The sequence below is a fragment of the Pseudoalteromonas sp. SiA1 genome (genome assembly GCF_018732205.1).
Classification (GTDB): domain Bacteria; phylum Pseudomonadota; class Gammaproteobacteria; order Enterobacterales; family Alteromonadaceae; genus Pseudoalteromonas; species Pseudoalteromonas tetraodonis.
Genome location: NZ_CP076084.1, coordinates 2,285,020 through 2,310,090 on the forward strand (window position 1 = coordinate 2,285,020; position 25,071 = coordinate 2,310,090).

Here is a 25,071-nt window from a genome sequence, read left to right on the forward strand (position 1 = left end):
CGGGTGCATAAATTATTACTTGCTTTATTATCATTGAGTTTAGTAGGTTGCATTGATAGTAAAGAAGAAATCTTAGAAGAAAAAAACCAAGGCCTCGTTTATTGCGCTGAGGCAAATCCTGTGTCGTTCAATCCTCAAGTCACAACCACAGGATCAACCATCGATATTATTGCTAACCAGTTGTACGACCGGTTAATTAGTATTGACCCTGTGACTGCTGAATTTAAAAGCGAACTAGCCACCGACTGGAAAATTAGCAAAGACGGTAAGTCTGTCACTTTTACTCTGCGCAAAGGGGTTAAATTTCATACCACCGCGTATTTTACTCCAACACGCGAATTTAACGCTGATGATGTCATTTTCACTTTCAGTCGTTTATTTGATGTATACAACCCCTATCACTTTGTCGGTGATGCGAATTACCCCTACTTTCAAAGTGTGGGTATTGACCAACTTATTCGTAAAATTGTCAGGGTGTCTGATCACCAAGTTCGGTTTGAATTATTTAACGCAGAAAGCAGTTTTTTAGCGAATATGGCGACCGATTTCGCCGTGGTGCTCTCTAAAGAATATGCCATGGCGCTCAAAGCCAACAACCAAGAAAACCTATTTGATCAATATCCAGTTGGCACCGGTCCTTATATTTACAAAGAATACCGACGAGACCATTTAGTACGCTTTTATAAAAACGCTGACTATTGGAAACACGAGGTGGCACTTGAGCAGTTGGTGTACGACATTACCCCTAATGGCACCACGCGTATTGCTAAAATTCTTACCAAAGAGTGTGACGTAACTGCGCATCCTAGCAGTGCACAGTTAAGTATTTTAGCTCAGCGAGATGATATTAACGTTGAAAGGGAAACCAACTTAAACATAGGTTATTGGGCATTTAATACCGAACGCCCTCCGTTTGATAACTTAAAAGTACGCCAAGCCTTAGTGCATGCCATTGATATAGAAAAAATAATGCAGGCAGTTTACTACGGTAATGGACTTCGTGCGCGGTCAATACTACCACCCACGTCGTGGGCGTTTGAACCACAAAAGAACATGCCAATTTTCGACCCACAACTGGCAAAAAAACTATTAACAGAAGCCGGTTATGAAAAAGGGTTTGATATGAGCATTTGGGCTATGCCTGTCAGCCGTATTTATAACCCTAATGCACGAAAAATGGCAGAGCTGATGCAAAGCGATTTACGCAAAATTGGCGTTAACGTTAATATTGTCGAGTATGAGTGGAACACCTTTATTCAACGCATAGGCGAGCACCGTCACGACAGTGTATTATTAGGTTGGGCAGCAGATACGCCTGATCCTGATAACTTTTTTAGCCCGTTACTTAGCTGCACCGCGACCTTCAGTGGCAAAAACCCAGCGAACTGGTGTAATCCTGAATTTGATTTACTGTTAACTAAAGCTCTCGATACGACCGATTTAAATTTACGTAAACAATATTACGACGCTGCACAAAGTATGATCATCGAACAATTACCCTTATACCCAATAGCCCACGGCATGCGTTTTCAGGCAAGTAGTGCTGATGTTGAGGGGATCACACTCGGGCCATTTGGCGCTATTTCATTGGCTAACGCGAGGAAGAAGTAATGTTATTCGATTATATTTTACGCCGCCTCGGATTGTTATTTTTCATGGTGTTATTACTGAGTATTTTTACTTTTTCGCTGAGCTACTTATTCCCTGGCGATCCACTGAGTAACTTAAGTGGCATACCAGACACTAACTTTACTCAAAATGCACAGCTAGAAGAAAAGTACCTGTTTAACAGTAACTACTTTATGCAGTACATTGCCTTTGTCGGGCGAATAGTACAAGGCGATTGGGGCGTGTCGTTTGCCTCAGGAGATAGTGTTTTTGCTCACGTGGTTGATTTAATTCCAGCGACCTTAGAGCTGAGTATTTATGCGTTAGTCATCTCGGTTGTGGTAGGCGTGCCTGTCGGGATTTTAGCATCGGCTTATCATAAACAATGGCCTGATAAATTAATTAGCTCAACAGCTATGGTTGGCTATTCTATGCCTATTTTTTGGCTCGCGTTATTACTAATTATGGTTTTTTCGCTCAAACTTGGTTGGTTTCCTATGTCGGGGCGAGTGAGCTTATTGTATGAAATACCTGCCAGTACGGGGTTTATCTTACTGGATATTTTACTAGCTGATTTTCCCTACAATGGCATGGCAATGCTTGATGCACTGCATCACCTAACATTACCTACCATTGTACTGGCTATGTATCCGACCACTGTATTGGTGCGCTTTACTCGCGAGTCAATGTTAAAAGTAATGGATCAAAACTTTATCAAAACAGCTCGCGCCAAAGGCCTTAACCGTGGGCAGCTTATTATTCATCACGCCCTGAGAAATGCATTACTGCCAGTCATAAAGCAAATAGGTCTGCAATTTAGCACCTTGATCACCCTTGCTATGATCACCGAGGTTATTTTTTCATGGCCGGGGATTGGCCGTTGGTTAATAGACAGTATTTATCAACGTGACTACCCTGCCATACAAGGGGGGTTAATGGCCGTTTCTTTTTTCATTATTATTGCCACAATTATAGCTGAACTAACATACACCCTACTCGATCCTCTGTCTCGGAACCAAGCGCATGGCAAAGTTTAATTTATTTTCAGAAGATTCAAATAAATCGCCATTAGCGAGACTATGGCGAAAATTTAAAAATAACCATCCTGCATTGGTGGGCTTATGGGTGTTTATTGCCTTTAGTATATTAGCTGCAACAGCACCGTTTCTTGCGCCCTATGGAGTAAACCAACAGCACAGTAATGCACTACTGCTGCCACCGTCATGGAATGAAATGGGCGATGTGCGGTTTATTTTAGGCACCGATGACTTAGGCCGAGATGTGCTTTCACGCTTAATGAATGGCGCGACTTATACATTTGGCTTGTCGGTCGTGGCTGCACTAATTACCACCATAATTGGTGTGTTAGTCGGTACATTTGCTGGTATTAGCAAAGGCATACGCTCTAGCTTTTTGAACCATTTACTTGATGTAACCTTGTCTATCCCCTCATTATTATTGGCCATTATTATTATTGCCATACTCGGTCCTGGATTAATGAATACCGTTTGGGCAATTATTTTAGCGCTGTTACCACAGTTTATTCATTCCATTAGAAACCTAATCGTTGATGAGCTAGGTAAAGATTATGTCACAGCGTACCGGCTCGATGGGGCCTCTAAGTGGCATATTTTATCGCGCGGTATTTTTCCTAATGTGTATGAATATATTGTGGTTATTTTTACTATGGCCCTCTCTACTGCTATTTTAGATATTGCTGCGCTAGGGTTTTTAAAACTTGGCGCGCAGCCGCCCACCACTGAATGGGGTGCTATTTTGGCCGAAAACTTAGGGCTTATTTATTTAGCGCCATGGACGGTGGCTCTTCCGGGTGTACTGCTATTTTTAGCCGTTCTTTCAACAAACTTGGTGGGCGATGGACTTCGCAAAGTTTTACAAGCGCGTAAGGCCGATTAAATGCATTTACTAGATATTCGAAACTTAACCATAGAGCTGCAAACGTCTGAAACTGCTATTCGCGCTGTTGACCGGGTAAGTTTTAGTTTAAAAGAAGGTGAAGTACACGCCTTAGTGGGAGAATCCGGCTCAGGAAAAAGCTTAATTGCAAAAGCCATTGTAGGCGTACTTAACGAACGCTGGGTTATAACCGCCGATAGAATGCATTGGCGCGGTGTTGATTTAATGCGCCTCACACCAGAGCAGCGCCGTAAAACCGTCAGCCAAGACATTGCAATGATTTACCAAGATCCAAGTCGCTGCCTTGACCCTACTGCAAAAATATTTAACCAAATCGCTGAAACACTGCCTGAAGTGGCCGCCAAAGGGTTTTTCTTAAAACGCAACCGAGAGCGTAAAGATCGTGTAAAAGCACTGATACACAAAGTGGGCATTAAAAATCATGAAGCCGTGCTTGATAGCTACCCTCATGAACTCTCTGAAGGCGTTTGTCAAAAAGTCATGATAGCCATGGCCATTGCGCGTACACCTAAATTGCTCATTGCTGATGAGCCAACAACCGCACTAGAAAGTACCACTCGTGCGCAGGTATTTCGATTATTAAAAAGTTTGAATCAGCTAAAGAATATGTCTATTTTGATGATTTCCCATGAGCTAGAAGAAATAGTAAATTGGTCACATGGTATTCATGTTTTGTATTGCGGACAAATGGTTGAAGCTGGTCCAACGCACCGTATTTTTAGCCAACCGCGTCATCCATATACGCAGGCTTTATTAAAAAGCTTACCTGATTATGAGCACGGCTTAGCCCATAAAGAACCTTTTTATGCATTAAAAGGCACCATACCTACACTACAACATTTACCGATTGGTTGTCGTTTAGGACCGCGTTGCCCGCAAGCACAAAAAGAGTGTGTGGTTGCCCCTAAACTCTCTAAACACCACGGCCATAGTTACGCGTGTCACTTTCCATTGATCAAGGAAGTAAAATAATGCAACCCTTGTTAAAAGTTCAAGCCTTGTCAAAAGCCTTTAACATGCGTGCAGGTTTATTTAGCCGTAAAAAATTTGATGTACTAAAAAACATCTCATTTAGTATTGGTAAAGGTGAAACGATTGCCATTATTGGTGAAACCGGCTCAGGAAAAAGCACCCTCGCTAAATTGTTAGTTGGCGCATACAGTGCAGACAGCGGACAAATATTATTAGAAAATAACACCATTGAAAACAACGGCCAGCGCGATGCTCAGTGCCGTTACATCCGAATGATTTTTCAAGATTCGGCCACCTCATTAAACCCGGCATTAACCATTGCAGAAATGCTCGACGATTGCCTAAAATTTAATACCGATTTTGATAAAGATCAGCGCAGTGAAAAAATTGGCAGTACTTTACTTAAGGTCGGTTTGCTGGTTGATCATCAACAATACTATCCGCATATGTTTAGTATTGGGCAATTACAGCGTATAGCGCTCGCTCGCGCACTTATTTTAGATCCCAAGGTTGTTGTACTCGATGAGGCACTTTCGTCGCTTGACCCCTCTGTGAGGGCGCAAATAGTTAACTTATTACTTAAATTACAGCTCGAAACCGGTTTAACCTATATTTTGATCACCCATCACTTAAGTTTAGTGCGTCATATTAGCGACCAATTAGTCGTTCTCAATAAAGGTGAAATTGTTGAATACGGTCCCACTGAAGCTATTTTTCAAAGCCCACAGTCAAAGGTTACTCAACGCTTATTAAGCTGTTAATACAAAAACAAAAAAGGCGCCAATTGGCGCCTTTTATAGTTTAGCTATTATTTATTCCGCAGGTTGCGCTGCTTTTGGTACATTTAGTTCCGCTTGTTGCTTAAGCGACTCAATGAATACCGTATAGTTTTTCTGTGCTTGGGCCATCGTGATATTTTGCTTCATTTGTGGCTCAATGCTGTCACTCACTAGTGCATCCGTGACTGAGTTAAGCGCAACAATAGCAGCATCACCATTGTTTAAGTTAACTACATCATAAACTGCGCCATCTCGTGGGTGCGCCATTTTAAATACTTGGGTAACAATAGCAGGCGAAACAGCAAAGCTTTCACGAGTAAGTTGCGACTCTTGACGAACGCTTAGTGACTGCTCAGCAGCAACATCGTTTAAGCTCTTACCGTCTTTGATTTGTGCAAATAAGGTACGTGCTTTTTCTTTAGCAAGATCGGACGCTTTTTCGTTTACTAAGCGTGTTTTAATTTGCTCGCTTACTTCGCTCAATGCTTTAGTTGCAGCCGGTTGATGCTCGTTAACACGAACCACAATCACGTGCTCATTACCTAGTTCGATTACTTCTGAGTTTACTTTATCTTCTAGTAATTCAACTGATGATAATGCGGTTATAACCGCAGGATTATTAAGCGGCTCAGGAAGCGCACTCAGTGCTAATAGCGGTGTAGATTGTACTTCAACACCCGCCACTTCAGCAGCATCGTCTAAGCGGTCAGAAATCTCAAATGCTAACGCACCCATTTCTGTTTGCTTCTCGTAAAACGCATCCACTTTTTCAGCTTGTTCAAGTTCAGCACGTAAATCGGCTTTCACGGCATCGTAAGGTTTAACTTGCTGCGATTGAATGTCTGTAAGTTTAATGATGTGATAACCAAATTCAGAGGCTACTACATCAGAGTAATCACCTTTGTTTTGCAGTGCAAAAGCAGCATCTTCAAATGCAGGCTCCATGACATCACGTTCAATCCACTCTAAGTCACCACCCATTTCGGCGCTAACAATATCATCTGACGACGATTCAGCTAATTGTGCAAAATCAGCACCCGCATTAAGCTGTGCTAATAAAGACTCAGCTTTCGCTTTTGCCGCATCGTCATCTTCACTGTTATCAATTAAGATATGTGATACACGACGTTTTTCAGGCTCAATATATTGCGCTTTACTCTGCTCATAATATGCTTTTACGTCGTCTTCGCTTACCGATGCAACATCGATATCATCTGCATCTAACTCAATGTAATTAACTGAAATAAGCTCTGGCGATAAAAATTGCCCTGCATTTAATTCGTAATAATCAGCCACTTCTTGATCAGTAACGTCAACATTAGCCTGCATTGCTTGTTTATCAATGACTAAATAATCAATGCTGCGAGTTTGTTGTTGCAGTGCAATGGCTGATTTAAGCTCGTTTTGCAATGCAAAGTCAGTTCCTGCAACCGCTGACACTAACTGGCTACGTGTCATATCATCACGAAGGTACTCTCGAAATGAATCAGGTTGGAAGTTCATTTGACGAATCACTTGTAAGTAACGGTCGTTATTAAATTGATCGCCAATTTTAAAATAAGGAAGCTCTAAAATTGTTTGACGAATACTTTCATCACTCACACGCAGACCCAGCTCAGTCGCTAACTGGCTTTGTAATTCTTGTTGTACTAAACGGTCAATCACGCCTTGACGTATTTGAGCCATATAAGTTGGATCGGCTGCTATTTGGGTAAAATATTCACCAAATTGTTGTTCTAAGCGGCTACGTTCATTTTGCAACGCACGGCTAAATTCTGTTTGGCTAATTTTAATTCCATTTACTTCAGCAACGGGTTGTTCTGTGGTTTGACCTAAGTAACTACCGATCCCAGCTAAGGCAAAAGATAAAATCACCGCGCCTAAAATGACTTTGGCTACCGGCCCTTGCGAACCTTCTCTGATTTTCTCAAGCATTTGTTTATCTCTTTTCTGACCAAGGTCTTTTCTACCTTGTCATATGTAAAAAAAGCGTATCTTACCAGATACGCTTTTTCACTTGAAGTAACTGGCGGTGAAGTAACTTAATTCATCGATTAGAATAATTAAGCGTATTGTTCACTCGCCATAACTAATTTGTTTACACAGTGATTAGTTTACTGCGTCTTTAAGCGCTTTACCGGCTTTAAAAGCTGGGATGTTAGCTGCAGCAATTTGAATCGTTTCACCAGTTTGTGGGTTACGACCTGCACGAGCAGCACGCTCACGTACAGAGAAAGTACCAAAACCAACAAGTGCAACTGAGTCGCCATCTTTTAGCGCGCCAGATACAGATTCGATGAATGAATCTAGTGCACGACCTGCAGCCGCTTTAGAAATGTCAGCATCAGCTGCGATTTGATCGATTAATTGAGATTTATTCACAATATCATCCTCTTTCATTGTTGTTATCAAGAGCGATTGTTTTTTTAAACTAACATCACTGTTTTGAAATTTTTGAGCATTTATTTAAAGCTCATATGATTATATTTTTCTTAAGCCTAGGCCCTGCAAGGGCTAGGCTTGAAAACCAGTGCTTAACTTATCATACCGTTTAGATTTGAAAAGCCCCTAAAAGCACTTTTTTTGGCTTTTTTACTGCTTTTTCGGTGTTTCGACTGAAAAACTATCAACTGGATGCACTAAAGCAAGCTTTAATACCTCATCAATCCATGTAACTGGGTGAATATCAAGACCCGCCAATACATTGTCAGGTATCTCTTTTAAGTCACGTTCGTTAATTTTTGGAATGATGACCGTTTTAATCCCACCACGGTGAGCCGCTAATAATTTCTCTTTTAAACCACCAATAGGCAATACTTCACCACGTAAGGTAATTTCACCTGTCATGGCTACATCAGAGCGCACCGCATTACCGGTTAAGCTTGAAACCAAACACGTTACCATTGCAATACCGGCACTTGGGCCATCTTTAGGTGTTGCACCCTCAGGTACGTGTACGTGAATATCGCGCTTTTCATAAAAGTCGCTATTAATACGCAGCTCATCAGCACGATTACGCACAACGGTCATTGCCGCTTGAATCGACTCTTGCATTACATCGCCTAACGAGCCGGTGTAAGTCAATTTGCCTTTACCTGGTACTGCAGCACATTCAATCGTGAGTAAGTCACCGCCTACTTCTGTCCATGCAAGGCCTGTAACTTGACCAATACGGTCGCCGTCTTCTGCTTTACCGTAATCAAAGCGTTGCACACCTAAGTATTCTTCAAGGTTATCTGCATCAATTGTCACTGTTTTAGTGTCTTTTTCGATTAAGATATTTTTAACCGCTTTACGACATAGCTTAGATACTTCACGCTCTAAATTACGCACGCCCGCTTCACGAGTGTAATAACGGATAATACCAATGATAGCACTGTCGGCGATTTCAACTTCTTTAGCTTTTAGACCATTACGCTTAATTTGCTTAGGAATTAAGTGTTCTTTAGCAATATTTAGCTTTTCGTCCTCGGTGTAACCCGATAATCGAATCACTTCCATACGGTCTAATAAAGGACCTGGAATATTAAAGCTATTTGAGGTTGCAACAAACATCACATCAGATAAGTCGTAATCAACTTCTAAGTAATGGTCCGCAAAATGACTGTTTTGCTCAGGATCCAATACTTCTAACAATGCTGATGCAGGGTCACCGCGCATATCTGCTGACATTTTGTCAATTTCATCTAACAAGAATAATGGGTTTTTAACGCCCACTTTAGTCATGTTTTGAATTAACTTACCAGGCATAGAGCCAATGTAAGTACGACGATGCCCACGAATCTCAGCCTCATCGCGTACACCACCGAGTGCCATACGAACGTATTTACGACCCGTTGAACGCGCAATAGACTGTCCAAGTGATGTTTTACCTACACCTGGCGGTCCAACTAAACATAAGATTGGCCCTTTAAGTTTATTTGTGCGCTGTTGTACTGCGAGGTACTCAATAATGCGCTCTTTGACTTTATCAAGGCCGTGGTGGTCGCTATCTAATATTTTTTGCGCGCCGGCTAAGTCTTTTTTCACCTTAGAGCGCTTTTTCCACGGTACGTTAATTAACGTATCTATGTATGAGCGAACAACACTGGCTTCTGCCGACATTGGCGACATCATCTTAAGCTTATTTAACTCAGCTGTGGCTTTTTCTTTCGCTTCTGATGGCATGCCAGACTCTTCAATGCGCTTTTTCAACGCTTCAAATTCATCCGGTACGTCATCAATTTCACCCAACTCTTTTTGAATCGCTTTCATTTGCTCATTGAGGTAATACTCACGCTGCGATTTTTCCATTTGCTTTTTAACGCGGGTGCGAATTTTCTTCTCAACTTGCAATAAGTCTATTTCACCTTCCATCAGCGCCATTAAGTACTCTAAACGTTCTGTAACGCTAGATATTTCAAGTACTTTTTGTTTTTCAGGCACTTTCAATGGCATATGCGCAGCCATGGTATCAGCAAGGCGCGCTGGCTCATCAATACCAGAGACCGAGGTCATCACTTCAGGTGGAATTTTTTTATTTAATTTTACATAGCCTTCAAACTGGCTCAATGCACTACGAATAAAGATATCTTGTTCTTGTTCGTTCACTGAATCAGACTCAATAAACTGTGCATTGGCAACGAAGAAGTCTTCGTTATCAACAAACTCTTCGATATTCGCACGTTGTGTGCCTTCAACTAATACTTTTACTGTACCATCGGGTAGCTTTAATAATTGAAGTACAGTCGCAATTGTCCCAACACGATAAATATCGTCTTTCTCAGGCTCATCTACAGTTGCATCTTTTTGTGCAACTAAGAAAATTTGTTTGTCTTTATCCATTGCCGCTTCAAGGCATTTTATTGATTTTTCACGGCCTACAAAAAGCGGGATCACCATGTGTGGATACACCACCACATCGCGCAGTGCTAGCACAGGGATTTCGACTCGATCGTTTCTCTCAAGCGTCATTGTATTTTCTCTTTGCACTTCATTTATTTAAAGATTACTCAAGTATATGGGGATAACCTAATTAAAGTTCAACAATTTTTGTTAACTCGATTAAATTAATTATAAAAAAAGGAGCCATTGGCTCCCTTTTTTTATAATTCGCTCAGAATTTAATCTGCCGCAGCGTGTTCTTGATGACTGCTATCATAAATTAAGATAGGATCAGACTCGCCTTTAATAACGGTTTCATCAACAACCACTTTGCTAACGTTATCAATTGAAGGCAGCTCATACATAGTATCAAGCAATACACCTTCTACGATTGAACGTAAGCCACGCGCACCGGTTTTACGTTCCATTGCTTTATGAGCAATAGCACGCAGTGCATCATCACGAAACTCAAGCTCAACATCTTCCATACCAAACAATACTGAAAACTGTTTAGTAATGGCGTTTTTAGGCTCACTTAGAATTTGTACCAGCGCGGCTTCATCAAGTTCTGTCAGTGTTGCAACCACAGGTAAACGTCCAATAAACTCTGGAATTAAACCATATTTTACTAAATCTTCTGGCTCAACATCTTTAAATGTTTCACTCAAAGAACGGCTCGCCGCCGACTCTTTAACGTCAACACCAAAACCAATACCGGTGTTTTTATGGCTACGCTGCTCAATAACTTTATCAAGACCAGCAAATGCACCACCACAAATAAACAGTATTTTAGAGGTGTCTACTTGCAGGAACTCTTGCTGTGGATGTTTACGTCCACCTTGTGGAGGAACAGAAGCCACTGTACCTTCAATCAGTTTAAGTAAGGCTTGTTGTACACCTTCACCTGATACATCACGTGTGATTGATGGGTTATCTGATTTACGAGAAATTTTGTCAATTTCATCAATGTAAACAATACCACGTTGTGCTTTTTCTACGTCGTAGTCACATTTTTGTAAAAGCTTTTGAATAATGTTTTCAACATCTTCACCTACATAACCAGCTTCGGTTAGTGTGGTGGCATCGGCCATAGTAAACGGCACATCAAGTAAACGAGCTAACGTTTCAGCTAATAATGTTTTACCACTCCCGGTTGGGCCAATTAATAAAATATTACTTTTACCTAGTTCAACGTCTTGTTTAGTTGATTGATTGCGTAAACGCTTGTAGTGATTGTAAACCGCTACAGACAATACTTTCTTCGCATGGTCTTGACCAATAACGTAGTCGTCTAAGTGGTTACGAATTTCTTTTGGCACAGGTAATTTGTCAGCGGCATCATGCTTAGGCGCGATGTCTTTAATTTCTTCCCTGATAATATCATTACACAGCTCTACACATTCATCACAAACGTATACTGAAGGTCCTGCAATTAACTTTCGAACTTCATGCTGGCTTTTGCCACAAAAAGAGCAGTATAACAATTTATTACTTTTGTCGCCGTCTGTAGGAGTGTCAGACATTCAGCTACCTCATTTTATTACGTTGGCCACCAAAGTCTTGGTGGCTATTTTAATACGCTTTAACTATACCAAAATTTAGTGTTTTTCGCATAGTAACTCTCATTAGCAAGCATCACTGCTTGCAGGCATACTTACTTGCTACCGCGATTAGTAAATACTGAGTCAACAATACCGTAATCTACAGCTTGGCTTGCACTCATAAAATTGTCACGGTCTGTATCGCGTGAAACAACGTCAAGCGGTTGGCCAGTATGCTCAGCCATTAAGCGATTTAACTTGTCTTTAATAGACAGGATTTCTTTTGCGTGTATTTCAAAGTCAGACGCTTGACCTTGGAATCCACCTAACGGTTGGTGAATCATCACGCGTGAATTCGGTAAACAAAAACGTTTACCCTTCGCGCCACCAGACAGTAAAAATGCGCCCATGCTAGCCGCTTGGCCTACACAGATTGTGCTTACGTCTGGTTTAATGAAGTTCATTGTATCGTAAATAGCCATTCCCGCAGTGACAGAGCCACCCGGTGAATTGATATATAAGAAAATATCTTTTTCTGGGTTCTCTGATTCTAAAAATAGCATTTGCGCTAAGATCAGGTTTGCCATGTTGTCTTCAACTTGGCCCGTTAAAAAGATAATACGCTCTTTTAATAGTCTCGAATAAATATCAAACGAGCGCTCGCCTTTAGCTGTTTGCTCAACAACCATAGGGACTAATGCGTTTAGGGGATCTGTCATACCAGTGTTCATACTTATTTAATTCCTTATGCGCTTATACTTATTCTAAGAAAAGCATAATGATCATTTTTAGCTAATTAAGAACCACAAACTAAAATGGCCCGGGCACACTGCATAAACAGAGTAACACGAGCCATTTAATCGTTAGCGAGCGCTTAAGTCAATGACTTATTATGCACCTTGCTGTGGATTCATGATGTCATCAAATGCTTTTTCAACATCAGTCACAGTTGCTTTAGCCATAATAGCTTCAACAGCTTGCTCTTCCATTGCTACATTACGCATTTGCTGCATTAGTTGATCATTTGCTTTGTAGTATTCTACTACTTCAGTTGGATCTTCGTATGCAGAAGCTACAGTAGCAATTAATGCTTCAACTTTAGCGTCATCAACTTTGATGTCATTCGCTTTAATAACTTCACCTAATAATAGGCCAGTTTTAACACGTGTTACTGCTTGCTCGTGGAACAATTCAGCTGGAAGCTCTGGCATGTTTTGACCATTGCCACCAAAACGTTGAGCTGCTTGCTGACGTAGTGCGTCAACTTCTTGGTCGATTAATGCTTTAGGCACTTCAACTTCGTTTTGCTCTAAAAGACCTTTAATTGCTTGGTCTTTAACGTTAGCTTTAACCGCTTGGTCTAGCTCACGCGTCATGTTCTTTTTAACTTCTTCTTTAAGCGCGTCTACGCCGCCTTCGGTAACACCGAATTTAGTTGCAAACTCATCGCTTAATTCAGGTAATTCTTGCGCTTCCACTTTTTTCACTGTGATAGTGAATTGAGCCGCCTTACCTTTTAAGTTTTCAGCATGGTAATCTTCAGGGAAAGTTACATCAGCAACCACTTCTTCGCCTGCTTTTTTACCAACGATGTTATCTTCAAAACCTGGGATCATACGACCTTGGCCAAGTTCTAATGGGAAGTCTTCGGCTTTGCCGCCTTCAAATTCTTCGCCGTCGATAGTACCAACGAAATCAACCGTTACACGGTCGTTTGCGCCAGCCGCTGCATCAACATCAGCCCAAGAAGCGTGTTGCTTACGAAGTGTTTCTAGCATGTTAGCTAAATCTTCGTCAGTAACTTCTACCGCAGGTTTTTCAACAGCAATTTTCTCTAAACCTTGAACTTCAACTTCAGGGTAAACTTCAAATGTTGCTGAGAATTCTAAATCTTTACCTGCTTCAAGTGCTTTAGGAGCAAATGTAGGTGCGCCTGCAGGGTTAATTTTTTCAGCAACAATTGCTTCAATGTAATTACGTTGCATTACTTCGCCAGCAACTTCTTGACGAACAGCTGGTCCGAAACGCTTGTTGATTACTGATACTGGAACTTTACCAGCACGGAAACCGTCGATACGCTGCGTTTTTGACAGTTGTTGTAAGCGTTTTTTTACTTCGGTCTCAACGTTCTCTGCAGGAACGGTGATGGTCAGACGGCGCTCAAGGCCTTGAGTCGTCTCAACAGAAACTTGCATGATTTACCTCAATATTCAATTTTGGCGACTGTTCGCCTTCCTTACAAACAAAGTAATCTATAGGCGTCTTGATAAAATTCAAGCTTTGGTGCTTAAAAAAATCCGTCGCTACCAGGAGATACCATTGCTGCTCTGCCCTTAGGGCACTATATTATTAAACAAATAGACGCGGCATTATAACCTAATATTTATGATAGTCGAGTGTAGGGGACAATTATTTGGAGTAGATCAAGGTAGATAACGACTAAGCGAATAAAAAACAGACTAATTAAGTGAAAATACGATTAATAAAGATAGAACTAGGATGTTGTGTAATAAAGGTAGAATTTAGATATGTTTTGCTTAGGGGGAAAATGGTCGGCGATGCAGGATTTGAACCTGCGACCCCTTGGACCCAAACCAAGTGCGCTACCAAACTGCGCTAATCGCCGATATAACTTTTTCTTGAATACTTAAATGTTGGATTTAAGACCACTTATAAGAAAGTGGTCGGCGATGCAGGATTTGAACCTGCGACCCCTTGGACCCAAACCAAGTGCGCTACCAAACTGCGCTAATCGCCGATATTCTTTTTTGTAAATTGGGGTGACTGATGGGGCTCGAACCCACGACAACCGGAATCACAATCCGGGGCTCTACCAACTGAGCTACAATCACCACGGCATTACATTGTTTTCAAAATGGCGCACCCAGAAGGATTCGAACCTTCGACCGACGCCTTAGAAGGGCGTTGCTCTATCCAGCTGAGCTATGGGCGCATCGAAAACTTCATAGTTCACTAGTAAGTTAAATTGTTATGAGTAAACATAAAAATGGTCGGCGATGCAGGATTTGAACCTGCGACCCCTTGGACCCAAACCAAGTGCGCTACCAAACTGCGCTAATCGCCGATACTTACTATTGTCTGCGAGTGACCTCGTTGACAACGGGGTGCATAATAGTGATTTGACTGGGTTAGGTCAAACGTTTTTTTAAGAAAACAAATCAATTGCTCATTTTTAGTTCATAATGGTCAAATATTACGATACAGGGATAAAATTTAAACTCTTTTTTATAATTCGAGCGCTTATACTTTAAAAGCAACTTGGCGCTTAACCGCTTTTCTGCGAAAATAGCTGCCATATTAAAAAATGAGTAAGATAAAGGTGTTTTCTTTATCGGCATTTTAACCCCTATATATGCATTCGTTTTTTAAATGTATCGGTATCAAGTTAATTAACCTAATTAAAGGTCACCCATGACGGCAAACATCATTGATGGTAAAGCAGTAGCAAAACAAGTACGTAGCGCAGTGGCTGAACGAGTTTCAGAACGTGTTGCACAAAACCTTAGAGCCCCAGGATTAGCTGTGGTACTTGTTGGACAAGATCCAGCAAGCCAAGTTTACGTTGGTTCAAAACGTAAAGCCTGTGAAGAGGTTGGTTTTATTTCTAAGTCATTCGACTTACCAGCAGACACCACAGAGCAAGCGCTATTAGCATTAATTGATGAGTTGAATGTTGATGGTGAAATTGATGGTATTTTAGTGCAGCTCCCTTTACCAGAGGGCTTAGATGCAGAAAAAATTCTTGAGCGTATTACTCCACACAAAGACGTTGATGGTTTTCACCCTTATAATATTGGCCGATTAGCACAGCGTATGCCTGCTCTTCGTCCATGTACACCTAAGGGTATTATTACTTTACTAGATTCAACCGGCGTACGTTACAAAGGCATGCATGCTGTGGTTGTTGGTGCCTCTAATATTGTGGGTCGACCTATGTCACTTGAGCTGTTGTTAGCTGGCTGTACTACTACTGTTTGTCATAAGTTCACACAAGATTTAGAAACCCATGTTCGCCGTGCTGACTTATTGGTTGTTGCTGTAGGCAAACCAGAGTTTATTCCGGGTGACTGGATAAAAGAAGGCGCGATTGTTATTGATGTGGGTATTAACCGTTTAGACAACGGTAAGTTAGTGGGTGACGTTGAATACGCTACTGCAGAACAAAAAGCTGACTTTATTACCCCTGTACCTGGCGGCGTAGGCCCGATGACAGTTGCTAGCTTAATTGAAAATACGTTAGAAGCGTGTGAGAAATATCACAGCTAATAAATAAAAATAAAGTAATCCAAAGCCCGCTTAATTGCGGGCTTTTTGTATCATCATTCTTCGTTTTATTAAGTCCAAGCCTTGTGGCAATACCGAAAACACGATCATTAATAACATAATCGCGTACTGCCAACTTTCATATTGTTCGTTAATCAATAACCCTGCACATAAAATGCCGGCAATTGGGTTAGCTATAGTGCCAAAAGTAAATTCAACCACTGTCATTCGCCCTAATAACCAAACATACAAAATATAGGCTAAAGCAGTGTTAGGTACCACCAGCCAAAATAGCGCCAGCCATTGGGTTGTATTTATTGATGCAGTTAAAAATTGATACTGCTGGGGAGCAAAATAAAAAGCCTGTATTGCAGCAACAATCGCTAGCAAACTGCCACCAATGATTAATTGCCACGTAAGTACCGTCCACCAGTGTACTTTAGCGGTCACTTTTTTTACCAGCGTACTGCCTATAACAATAGTCAATAGCGCCCCTATCAGTGCCACTACTCCCAATAAATTAAGTGCAATATGTTGTGGGTCAAATAAGCGCCATGCTAAAACCACTAAAGCAAGGGCACAAAATCCTTGCACTAACGCTGGCTGTTGCCGTTTAACAAGCCAGGCATACAATAATGCCACTACCGGTACAGACACCATACCGACACCTGCAATCGCAGCAGGTAAATTAATCGCCATTACAAAAATAAAACTAAAAAACAACGCAATATTGATTGCGCCTATTAGAAAAATGCCTGGCCACTGTTTAGCCGTTGGCCAAGAAGGTTTAAATAACAACAATAATAAACCAGCAGGGAGTGCACGTATGGCTCCTAGCAAGATTGGCGGCCACTCTGGGGTTGCGTATTTAGTTACCGCATAAGTCGTTCCCCATAAAAAAGCTGGGATCATGGCAAGTAAAATATTCATTAATTTTCCATTTTTAAATTGATGAATGCGAGTTTAAAACCTCAACTATAATTGAGGTCAACAATATCAATTTTATTAAAAGCATAATCAATCTAATGCAATTGATATAACCAAAAAAGGGTTACCCTATGGCAACCCTTTTTTTGTGTTCAGCGCGTTATGGCTAAATCCGCAAAGCTCAACAAACCCTAAGCTTTACGCCACGTTGTTTTTCCCGCTGAATCTTCAAGTACTACACCTAACGCATTTAGAGCATCGCGAGCTTCATCTGCTGCAGCCCAATTTTTACTGGCACGTGCGTCATTACGTTTTACAATCAGTGCCTCAATTTCAGCCACTTCATCGTCGTTTTGACCGCCTTGTAAAAATGCCTCTGGTGCTTGTTGAGCAATACCAAGTATTTCACCTAAGCTACGTAGAATAAAGGCTAAATGTCCTGCTTTTTCGCTATCACTGTCTTTTACACGATTTAGCTCTTTAGCAACTTCAAACACAACCGGTAATGCTTCTGGCGAATTAAAGTCATCATTCATGGCTTTTCTAAACTTAGCCACATACTCATTACCCTCAAGCACACATTCAACTGGCTCAACGCCACGTAATGCGGTGTAAATACGCTCAAGAGACGAACGTGCTTGGTCTAAGTTTTCTTGCGAGTAATTGAGCTGACTGCGGTAATGACCTGATATTAAAAAGTAACGAACCGACTCTGCGTCATATTGTTTTAATACCTCACGAACGGTAAAAAAATTATCTAACGATTTAGACATCTTCTCTTTGTTCACTTGTACCATACCGGTGTGGATCCAAGTATTTACATACTGGCCATTATTTGCACAGCACGATTGCGCGATTTCGTTTTCGTGGTGCGGGAACTGTAGGTCTGAACCACCACCATGAATATCAAAATGCTCACCTAAATGCTTAGAGCTCATTGCTGAACATTCTATGTGCCAACCAGGGCGACCCTCACCCCAAGGTGATGACCACGACGGCTCCCCTGCTTTGGCTTTTTTCCATAAAACAAAATCAAGAGGATCGTCTTTATCTTGAGCTACTTCAACACGCGAACCTGATTGCAACATGGTTAAATCTTGTTGCGAAAGAGCTCCGTATTGCTCAAAGGTAGAAACATCAAATAAAACGTCGCCATCGGCTGCAACATAAGCGTGGCCTTTGGCAATCAAACGCTCAACCATAGCAATAATTTCATCCATGTGGCCGGTTACGGTTGGCTCTATATCAGGACGTAGCATATTTAAACTGTCAAAGTCTTCATGCATGGCTTTAGTCATACGAACGGTTAAGTCGTTAATCGCCTCACCGTTTTCATTTGCGCGCTTGATAATTTTATCATCAACATCGGTAATATTACGTACATACTTTAAATCGTAACCTAAGTGGCGAAGGTAGCGAACAATTACATCAAAACCCACAAATGTGCGTGCATGGCCAATGTGACAGTAATCATAAATGGTGATACCACACACATACATGTCGATTTTTCCATCGACCATAGGTTTAAACTCTTCTTTTTGGCGTGTCAGTGTGTTGTATATTTGTACCATTTAGTTGCTTTCCTTCACGATTAACAGAAAAGCTATGTTACCACTTGCTAAGCATGGGCTCTAGCGGTTTATCAAAGCTCTTTGTTAATCTGGGTCAACTACGATAAAATAGCGTCAATATTCAAACCAGCTATAGGAAATCTCATGGTTGTTCTACACACAAATTTTGGTGATATCACCATTAAAATGCACGAAAGCGAAGCTCCAAATACAGTAAAAAACTTTTTAGAGTATGCAAACTCAGGTTTTTATAACGGCACTATTTTTCATCGTGTAATTGATGGTTTTATGGTTCAAGGCGGTGGTTTTGCACCGGGTATGGAACAAAAAGAAGTAAACGACCCAATTGAAAATGAAGCGAACAATGGCCTATCAAACAAAGTAGGTACATTAGCAATGGCACGCACGCCTGATCCACACTCAGCTACAGCGCAATTTTTCATTAACGTGAATAACAACGACTTTTTAAACCACAGCAGTGAAACATCACAGGGCTGGGGTTACTGTGTGTTTGCTGAAGTAGTAGAAGGCATGGACGTAGTAAATAAAATCAAAGGTGTTGCTACAGGTAGCAATGGCTTCCACCAAGATGTACCACTTGAAGATGTGGTAATTGAAAGTGTAACTGTCAGCTAAGACCGCATTATTCTTCAAAGAATACATAAAGCGGGTATTCACCCGCTTTTATCTAAATGGAATCACCATGACTCGCCAAACCTACTTTATCGCCGATTTACATTTGAGTGAAAATCGCCCTGATATTACAGCGGCATTTTTTAAATTTTTACACGCCCATATTACTCCTCAAAAAGTAGACGCCCTATATATTTTAGGTGATTTTTTTGAAGTGTGGGTTGGTGACGATTATGTTAGCGAACTCTCAGCGACAGTGGCAGAACAGCTAAAAGCAGTTAATAACTTAGGTATTCCTATTTATTTTGTACACGGTAATCGCGACTTTATCATGCGAGAACAATACGCCGATATGGCAGGAATGACCTTACTGAATGAGCAAACAGTGATCGACCTCTACGGCACTCCTACTGTCATTTTGCACGGTGATGAAATGTGTACCCAGGATGTTGAGTACCAAAAGTTTCGTCGAAAGAGCCGTGGTTGGTGGTGGCCTAAACTTATGCTTGCTATGCCATTGTGGTATCGTAAAAAAATAGCGCGTGATGCACGTGAAAAAAGTAAACTTAGCCAAGCAGACAAACCTATAGAAATACTGGATGTAGTGCAAAGCGCAGTACTCGAAACCTTCGCCAAACATAACGTGGCTAATATGATCCACGGCCATACTCACCGCCCTGATGTACATACCTATGAAGTTAATAACCAAACGCTTACTCGCACAGTATTGGGCGATTGGTATACTCAAGGTTCGTATTTAGTGGTTACCCCTAATTCTCAAGAGTTAGTTTCGACCCCCTTGTAGGGTTTTTAGCCTTTATTGACTAATCGTAATGAGACTTTGCTTTTAAGTCAGGTAAAGTAATAATAAATTGCGTTTTAAAATAGGTATCGCTTTGTGGTTCTGAATGAAGTTTGATGTCCCCTTTTAAAACCTGGGTTACCCATTGATAAACCATATATAAACCTAAACCCGTGTTACCTTTACCTCTAGCTGTAGTATAAAAGGGTTCAAATATATCTGCCTTTATCTCACCATCAACACCTTTGCCATTATCTGACACGCTCAGCCTCACCCTATTATTACTCGCTTGTTCGACTTTTATTTCTATTACCCCTTCCTGCTTTTCATCAAAAGCATGGTTTAGCGCATTAACCACTAAGTTTTCGACCACCTGAGAAATAATACCTGGCAAGCTAATTACCTGTTTATTAAGTAAAAAAACAGTTTTCACTTTTATTGGCGAGTTTTTTAACCTGGAGTTTAATGACAATAATAGCTCTTCAATAATTTTTTCAATATCACATGCTATAAATTCATCATTATGGCGATCAATCGCCATTTTTTTAAAACTTTTTACTAATACGGCGGTTTTATTTAAATTAATTTTAGCCAGCGCTAGGTTCTCTCCAATACTTGTTGTAGTACATTCTAACGTTGATTTAGTCAGCCCCTGTTTCATCGCTTCATTTAATTTATTCAATGCCATATCTGCATTTGAAACAGAAATAACGGCTCCACCGATAGGCGTATTCATTTCATGAGCAACACCTGCCACGAGCAACCCTAATGAGGATAGTTTTTGCGCTTCAATTAACCCTTCTTGCAGTTGCTGCTGCTGCTTAATTGTGGCATCAAGCTCACGGTTAACGATATCTAGTTCTATCTTTTCAATATGTAATTTATGTGACAGGGCTAATAGCTGATTTTGAAACTTATACTCACGATAAATAAAACCAAAGCTAATTAAACATAGTAATCCACTGCAAATTAACGCTAACCTTAAGGCCGCATTTCGTACAGTTATTAACAATTCATTGGGGCTACTTATAAGAATAATTAATTCTTTGTCAGCATTGCTAATTCTACCTTTGTTCTCGCGCAACGAAAAAATAGAAAAACGGCGGTAGGTATAAAGACTAAGGTTAAAAAAGTGCGAACCATATTCTACATTGCCATCAATAATTTGCTGCCAAAGCTCTGGTTTTTTTAAAGCGAGTGTTTGCTCATTTTTACCATACATAAACCCCCACTCTAATTCAGCATCAGTATTTAATAACCAAAAGCCATCGTGATTTAAAATGCTAATTAAAGTGCTCTCTTGGCTGTAACTTTTAATCTGATCAAACAAATAATCTAAGTTAAAGTTTACCACTAGCAAACCATCTAATAGGTAATTTTCTTTATCCGTACGATAGGTTACACGGATTGTTGGTTGATGAGGCATTACAATTTGGTTGCGTTCGATATTTAAATCTATTTCTGTGGCAAAAATGTCAGGCGCACTGACCTGCATCCCTTTTTGAAAGTAGTAACGGGTTTGCTTATTTTGCAACTCATCAGGCGATACAATTTCGCCAATACCATTGGCTGCGTTAATGCGGTATTGCTCTTGGCCTTGTGTATCTAGCCAGCGAATTTGCGCGATATTAGTAGAGATAGCAGCAAAATTTAAAAAATAGTTATTTATTTCATCTCTTCTTTGCTTTGATTGTATAGGCTTGTTTGGTGTGTCGCTTTTTAAAATCGGCCCTTGGGCCAGGATACGCGTAAGCTTTTTAATACTACTGAGCTCTTTAGAAAAATCTCCACTGATAAGGACTAACTTTTCATCTTGCTTAGCTTTTATGGTGTTTATTTTTTCTTGATATGTTTGTTCGTATATAAGCCAGCCAATAAATAAAGTGATAAATAAACTGAACGAAGACTTTAATAACACACTTTTTTTTGAGCCGACCGGCAAGCTGTTAAGGCTATTCATTCTTACTCACTTCAAACTGTTTTAGCCACACAATTAAATCTTTTAAAAATAATGGTTTAGAAAAGTAGTATCCTTGAGCAGTTTCGCACCCCTGCTGATGTAACCACTGAGCCTCAAATTCATTCTCAACACCTTCAGCAATTACCGAGAAGTTAAACTGATTCGCTAAAGATAATATCATCTTAATCATGTACTGATTGTTGTCATTAAATTCAAGATCACTAACAAAGTAGCGATCTATTTTTATCGACGTAGACGGTATTTCATTAATGTGAGCTAACGACGAGTAACCAGTGCCAAAGTCATCAATGCTGACTTTCATACCTAAGGCGATAAACCGTTCAAGTGCTTCTTTAATTAAGTTATAGTTACTTATGGCTTGCGTTTCTGTCACCTCTAGCTCAAGCATAGAAGGCAGAATGTTGTACTCTTCAATTTTAGTTTTTATTTGCTCAAAGTAACTAGGTTCAACTAAATCATAAGAGGATGCATTAAATGCAACGGGTAAGTTGCAGCCTTGCTCTTTAAGTTGATTAATAGTCTCTAGTATTTTTTCGAAAATTACATGGTCTAGTTCATTAATTAATCCGGCTGTTTCAGCTAACTCTATAAATTCATCAGGGCGTACAAAGCTGCCATCAGCTTTTTGCCACCTAGCGAGCGCTTCAAAACCTGCTGGTTTCAAGGTTGATAAGCTGATTTTGGGTTGTAACGCCACTTGTAAACTTTTATTACCTATAGCCGTTCTGAGCTCAGCCATCAGCTCATAACGACGAGTAATTTGATCTGTTTTTTCCTCGGTATGCTGAATATACTTAGTTTGGTTTAGCTGCGAAGAGTTCAGGCTCGACTCTGCAAGACTGATTACTTTTTCAGGTGTTAAGTTTAAAGCTACATTTAATTTTAATTCTAAAATACGGACATCAATGTATTGCTTAACTTGTTCAATTTCGAATTTTTGTTTATTTTGAAAGTAACTAACTGCATCTGAGATATCAAAGTCAACGCTCACTAACATGCCAAACGCTTTGTTACTAATCAATGCTATGCGGGGGTCATACCTAGTAAAGCTATCAACAATACTCTGGTAAACTAACTTCATTAATTTATTACAAAATTCATGACCAAAGGTGAATGCTTTTTCGTCAAACTGATAAATATCAAAAATGACCAATCGCGTTTTTAGCCGCTCCTGCGCATTCATGTTCTTTATTTCACGGGTTAGCCAGTTACGGTTTTGCAAGTTAAGTGACACATCGGTATAAGCAAGCTCGGTTAAGCGATTTAATAACGAAATATTAGCAAATCCTGTGCTCACATTTTCACTAAATACTTTAAGTAAATATTCGTTTTGCTCACTAATTGGGTTGTCTGATTTGACGATAGTTATGTAATCAGCGCCCTGCTGATCTGGCGTTTCGAAAAAAAACACACTGTGGTGCTTTGAAAAAATATGACGACGCTCTCTAATCGCTTGTTTAAAGTCTTGCAGCATTTCTGCAGGCAGATTAGGTCCCACAGGTTGCCCTTTAATGCCACTAAAGCAACCATGGGTTGAGAGTATTAAACATTCAGAGCTAGGGTCTGAATTACTCGAACAAAAAATACCACCACCTTCGGTTATTTTTAAAATGTTGCTAATTTCTTTAAGCACAGCATAAGAGAAAGAGGCCATATCGTGCTTACCGTTAATACTTCTAGATGCATCAAGCACCAACTGTAAACCTTGCTTGGCTGACCTAATTTGTGAGATATACTCCCAAGTGCGCACGTTGCTATTAACAATTGATTGCAGCTTCTCGGCAGATAGGTCTGATTTATTCCAGTATTCATCGATATCGAGCATTTTCATGATATCGCTCTCTGGTGCAAAACCAGGTTGCCCTGTTAAGAGCACAATACGCATTTCTGCGTTACCGATGACCTCTCGAATAGTATTCACTAAACGCAGACCTGAGTCATCCTCCTCCATCACCACATCTATAAAAATAAGTGCAATATCAGGGTGCATGCTCAACGCCAAAGCCGCCTCTGGTACCGAATTTGCTGTTAACAACTCATATTTATAACCATCTTTGGCTTTTAGCTCTTTTAAGCTGTTAACTAACGCGTTTTGATAATCAAGATCATCCTCAACGGTTAATATTTTCCAAGTTTTCAGATCTGTATCTGCTGGTTCTTCTTCAGCTGCAAATACAAATAATCCCTCTTTATCTTGCATACATTCTCACCCAATAATAAATAAGGTATGGCCCTTTTATTAAAATGAATTACAAAGCAATATAGACCGTTGATAACTCAAAATTCGACTTGCTTAAATATTAGGAGAGAGTTTTGGAAGTGTCTAATTTAAAAATAATTTTGATACTAAAGTATGTGCTACAACAACATAACCCATTTGTAGCACTCAAGTATACTAAGCACTTTTACTTAACGGTGTTCCACTGTGAAACTTAAAGTCTTCGTCATCAGATAAAATTAACTGTGCTTCTATTTCAGCAAATTCTTTTACCCGCTCGGTAATATCAAAATCAGCAATGTCTTGAGCAAGGGTTAAATAATCTTGGTAATGACGTGCCTCAGAGCGCAGCAATGAAATATAAAAATCCCCTAAGCGTTTATCTACATGGGGTGCAAGCTTGGCAAAGCGTTCACACGAGCGAGCCTCTATGTAAGCACCTACAATAAGCTTATCAACTAAGGCATTGGGCTCAAACGTTTTAACATTGCGTAGCATGCCTTTAGCATAACGACATGGCGTTATACTTTTATATTCAACACCGTATTCATCCATAATTTCGAGCACTTGATAGAAATGATGCAGCTCTTCTTTTATCAGCATTACCATTTTATCAATTAAATCTTGGCCATAAGGCGAGTTAGATTTAGGGATAATGGATTTAGTGAGTTTATTTTTAGCCGCTAAATCACGCCAATTTCCCTCACGTTTATAAATAAGCGTTTCAAACGGTTTAAGCCATTCAAGCAGTGCATCACTGCTCTCTTTATCTACCGCATACTTACGAATTAAAAACATGGCACTTTGCGCCGCTTTTAATTCACATATTAAGTGATCAATTAATATGATGGGTAAGTTTTCTTTTTTGATTGCTTGTTCAACCCACTCATCGGGAGTACTGCATAATAAAAAATTGTTAATTGGCTCTAAAAGCTGGCTATGTGGCACGCTGAC

General features: G+C 40.3%; 19 protein-coding genes and 5 tRNA genes. 8 read left to right on the forward strand and 16 right to left on the reverse strand.

The features are described 5' to 3' along the window. Window positions 1–3: 3 nt before the first annotated feature. From KK487_RS10575 to KK487_RS10595, 5 genes are read left to right on the forward strand one after another with little or no spacing between them, the layout of a single operon-like run. Window positions 4–1,611, forward strand: coding sequence for an ABC transporter substrate-binding protein (locus KK487_RS10575; RefSeq protein WP_013465443.1), 1,608 nt, complete (start codon window positions 4–6; stop codon window positions 1,609–1,611). Then, complete coding sequence (locus tag KK487_RS10580; protein WP_008111022.1) at window positions 1,611–2,645, forward strand: ABC transporter permease subunit; 1,035 nt, start codon at window positions 1,611–1,613, stop codon at window positions 2,643–2,645. Before KK487_RS10575 ends, KK487_RS10580 begins: the two co-directional genes overlap by 1 nt. Beyond that, window positions 2,632–3,525, forward strand: a complete 894-nt coding sequence (locus KK487_RS10585) for an ABC transporter permease subunit (protein ID WP_013465445.1) — start codon at window positions 2,632–2,634, stop codon at window positions 3,523–3,525. The genes KK487_RS10580 and KK487_RS10585 overlap by 14 nt, the downstream gene beginning before the upstream one ends. Beyond that, the gene (locus KK487_RS10590) at window positions 3,526–4,518 is read left to right on the forward strand and encodes a peptide ABC transporter ATP-binding protein (protein ID WP_008111028.1); all 993 of its coding nucleotides are present in this window, start codon (window positions 3,526–3,528) and stop codon (window positions 4,516–4,518) included. Beyond that, window positions 4,518–5,279: an ATP-binding cassette domain-containing protein gene (locus KK487_RS10595; protein ID WP_013465446.1), complete on the forward strand. Its 762-nt coding sequence runs from the start codon at window positions 4,518–4,520 to the stop codon at window positions 5,277–5,279. The genes KK487_RS10590 and KK487_RS10595 overlap by 1 nt, the downstream gene beginning before the upstream one ends. 51 nt (window positions 5,280–5,330) lie before the next feature. Here KK487_RS10595 and ppiD read toward each other — a convergent pair whose 3' ends face one another. The 11 genes from ppiD to KK487_RS10650 form a co-directional block, all read right to left on the reverse strand. Then, a complete protein-coding gene (gene ppiD, locus KK487_RS10600) occupies window positions 5,331–7,232 on the reverse strand; it encodes a peptidylprolyl isomerase (protein WP_016899276.1) in 1,902 nt (633 codons plus the stop codon). Window positions 7,233–7,406: 174 nt separating this feature from the next. Beyond that, complete coding sequence (hupB, locus tag KK487_RS10605; RefSeq protein WP_008111035.1) at window positions 7,407–7,679, reverse strand: nucleoid-associated protein HU-beta; 273 nt, start codon at window positions 7,677–7,679, stop codon at window positions 7,407–7,409. A 210-nt stretch (window positions 7,680–7,889) separates the two neighbouring features. Next, a complete protein-coding gene (gene lon / locus KK487_RS10610) occupies window positions 7,890–10,250 on the reverse strand; it encodes an endopeptidase La (RefSeq protein ID WP_013465448.1) in 2,361 nt (786 codons plus the stop codon). A 149-nt stretch (window positions 10,251–10,399) separates the two neighbouring features. Continuing rightward, entirely contained in the window at window positions 10,400–11,683 is a 1,284-nt protein-coding gene (clpX, locus tag KK487_RS10615; protein ID WP_016899275.1) for an ATP-dependent protease ATP-binding subunit ClpX, read from the reverse strand. A gap of 131 nt (window positions 11,684–11,814) precedes the next feature. Continuing rightward, window positions 11,815–12,432, reverse strand: a complete 618-nt coding sequence (gene clpP, locus KK487_RS10620; protein ID WP_013465450.1) for an ATP-dependent Clp endopeptidase proteolytic subunit ClpP — start codon at window positions 12,430–12,432, stop codon at window positions 11,815–11,817. 159 nt (window positions 12,433–12,591) lie between these two features. Further along, complete coding sequence (tig, locus tag KK487_RS10625) at window positions 12,592–13,896, reverse strand: trigger factor (RefSeq protein WP_016899274.1); 1,305 nt, start codon at window positions 13,894–13,896, stop codon at window positions 12,592–12,594. 354 nt (window positions 13,897–14,250) lie between these two features. Beyond that, a tRNA-Pro gene (locus tag KK487_RS10630) sits at window positions 14,251–14,327 on the reverse strand. A 55-nt stretch (window positions 14,328–14,382) separates the two neighbouring features. After that, a tRNA-Pro gene (locus tag KK487_RS10635) sits at window positions 14,383–14,459 on the reverse strand. An 18-nt stretch (window positions 14,460–14,477) separates the two neighbouring features. Beyond that, window positions 14,478–14,553, reverse strand: a tRNA-His gene (locus tag KK487_RS10640). A 24-nt stretch (window positions 14,554–14,577) separates the two neighbouring features. After that, a tRNA-Arg gene (locus KK487_RS10645) sits at window positions 14,578–14,654 on the reverse strand. 55 nt (window positions 14,655–14,709) lie between these two features. Then, window positions 14,710–14,786: transfer RNA gene (locus KK487_RS10650), tRNA-Pro, on the reverse strand. A gap of 347 nt (window positions 14,787–15,133) precedes the next feature. On the opposite strand from KK487_RS10650, the gene folD reads away from it, so the two are divergent. Continuing rightward, window positions 15,134–15,988 (forward strand): bifunctional methylenetetrahydrofolate dehydrogenase/methenyltetrahydrofolate cyclohydrolase FolD, encoded by an 855-nt coding sequence (folD, locus tag KK487_RS10655; protein WP_016899272.1) that lies wholly within the window; start codon window positions 15,134–15,136, stop codon window positions 15,986–15,988. A 30-nt stretch (window positions 15,989–16,018) separates the two neighbouring features. Here the strand turns inward: folD and KK487_RS10660 are convergent, their stop codons facing one another. Both KK487_RS10660 and cysS read right to left on the reverse strand, forming a co-directional pair. Further along, window positions 16,019–16,915, reverse strand: coding sequence for a DMT family transporter (locus KK487_RS10660; protein WP_016899271.1), 897 nt, complete (start codon window positions 16,913–16,915; stop codon window positions 16,019–16,021). Window positions 16,916–17,103: 188 nt separating this feature from the next. After that, window positions 17,104–18,483: a cysteine--tRNA ligase gene (gene cysS, locus KK487_RS10665; protein WP_016899270.1), complete on the reverse strand. Its 1,380-nt coding sequence runs from the start codon at window positions 18,481–18,483 to the stop codon at window positions 17,104–17,106. A gap of 144 nt (window positions 18,484–18,627) precedes the next feature. On the opposite strand from cysS, the gene KK487_RS10670 reads away from it, so the two are divergent. Then, window positions 18,628–19,119, forward strand: a complete 492-nt coding sequence (locus tag KK487_RS10670) for a peptidylprolyl isomerase (RefSeq protein ID WP_013465455.1) — start codon at window positions 18,628–18,630, stop codon at window positions 19,117–19,119. Window positions 19,120–19,186: 67 nt separating this feature from the next. Next, window positions 19,187–19,921: a UDP-2,3-diacylglucosamine diphosphatase gene (locus KK487_RS10675; RefSeq protein WP_016899269.1), complete on the forward strand. Its 735-nt coding sequence runs from the start codon at window positions 19,187–19,189 to the stop codon at window positions 19,919–19,921. Between the two features lie 19 nt (window positions 19,922–19,940). Here KK487_RS10675 and KK487_RS10680 read toward each other — a convergent pair whose 3' ends face one another. From KK487_RS10680 to miaE, 3 genes are all read right to left on the reverse strand, one after another. Continuing rightward, window positions 19,941–21,878: a sensor histidine kinase gene (locus tag KK487_RS10680; RefSeq protein WP_016899268.1), complete on the reverse strand. Its 1,938-nt coding sequence runs from the start codon at window positions 21,876–21,878 to the stop codon at window positions 19,941–19,943. Beyond that, window positions 21,871–24,099, reverse strand: a complete 2,229-nt coding sequence (locus tag KK487_RS10685; RefSeq protein ID WP_215521754.1) for an EAL domain-containing response regulator — start codon at window positions 24,097–24,099, stop codon at window positions 21,871–21,873. The genes KK487_RS10680 and KK487_RS10685 overlap by 8 nt, the downstream gene beginning before the upstream one ends. A 195-nt stretch (window positions 24,100–24,294) precedes the next feature. Then, a complete protein-coding gene (gene miaE, locus KK487_RS10690; RefSeq protein WP_016899267.1) occupies window positions 24,295–25,065 on the reverse strand; it encodes a tRNA isopentenyl-2-thiomethyl-A-37 hydroxylase MiaE in 771 nt (256 codons plus the stop codon). Window positions 25,066–25,071 lie beyond the last annotated feature (6 nt).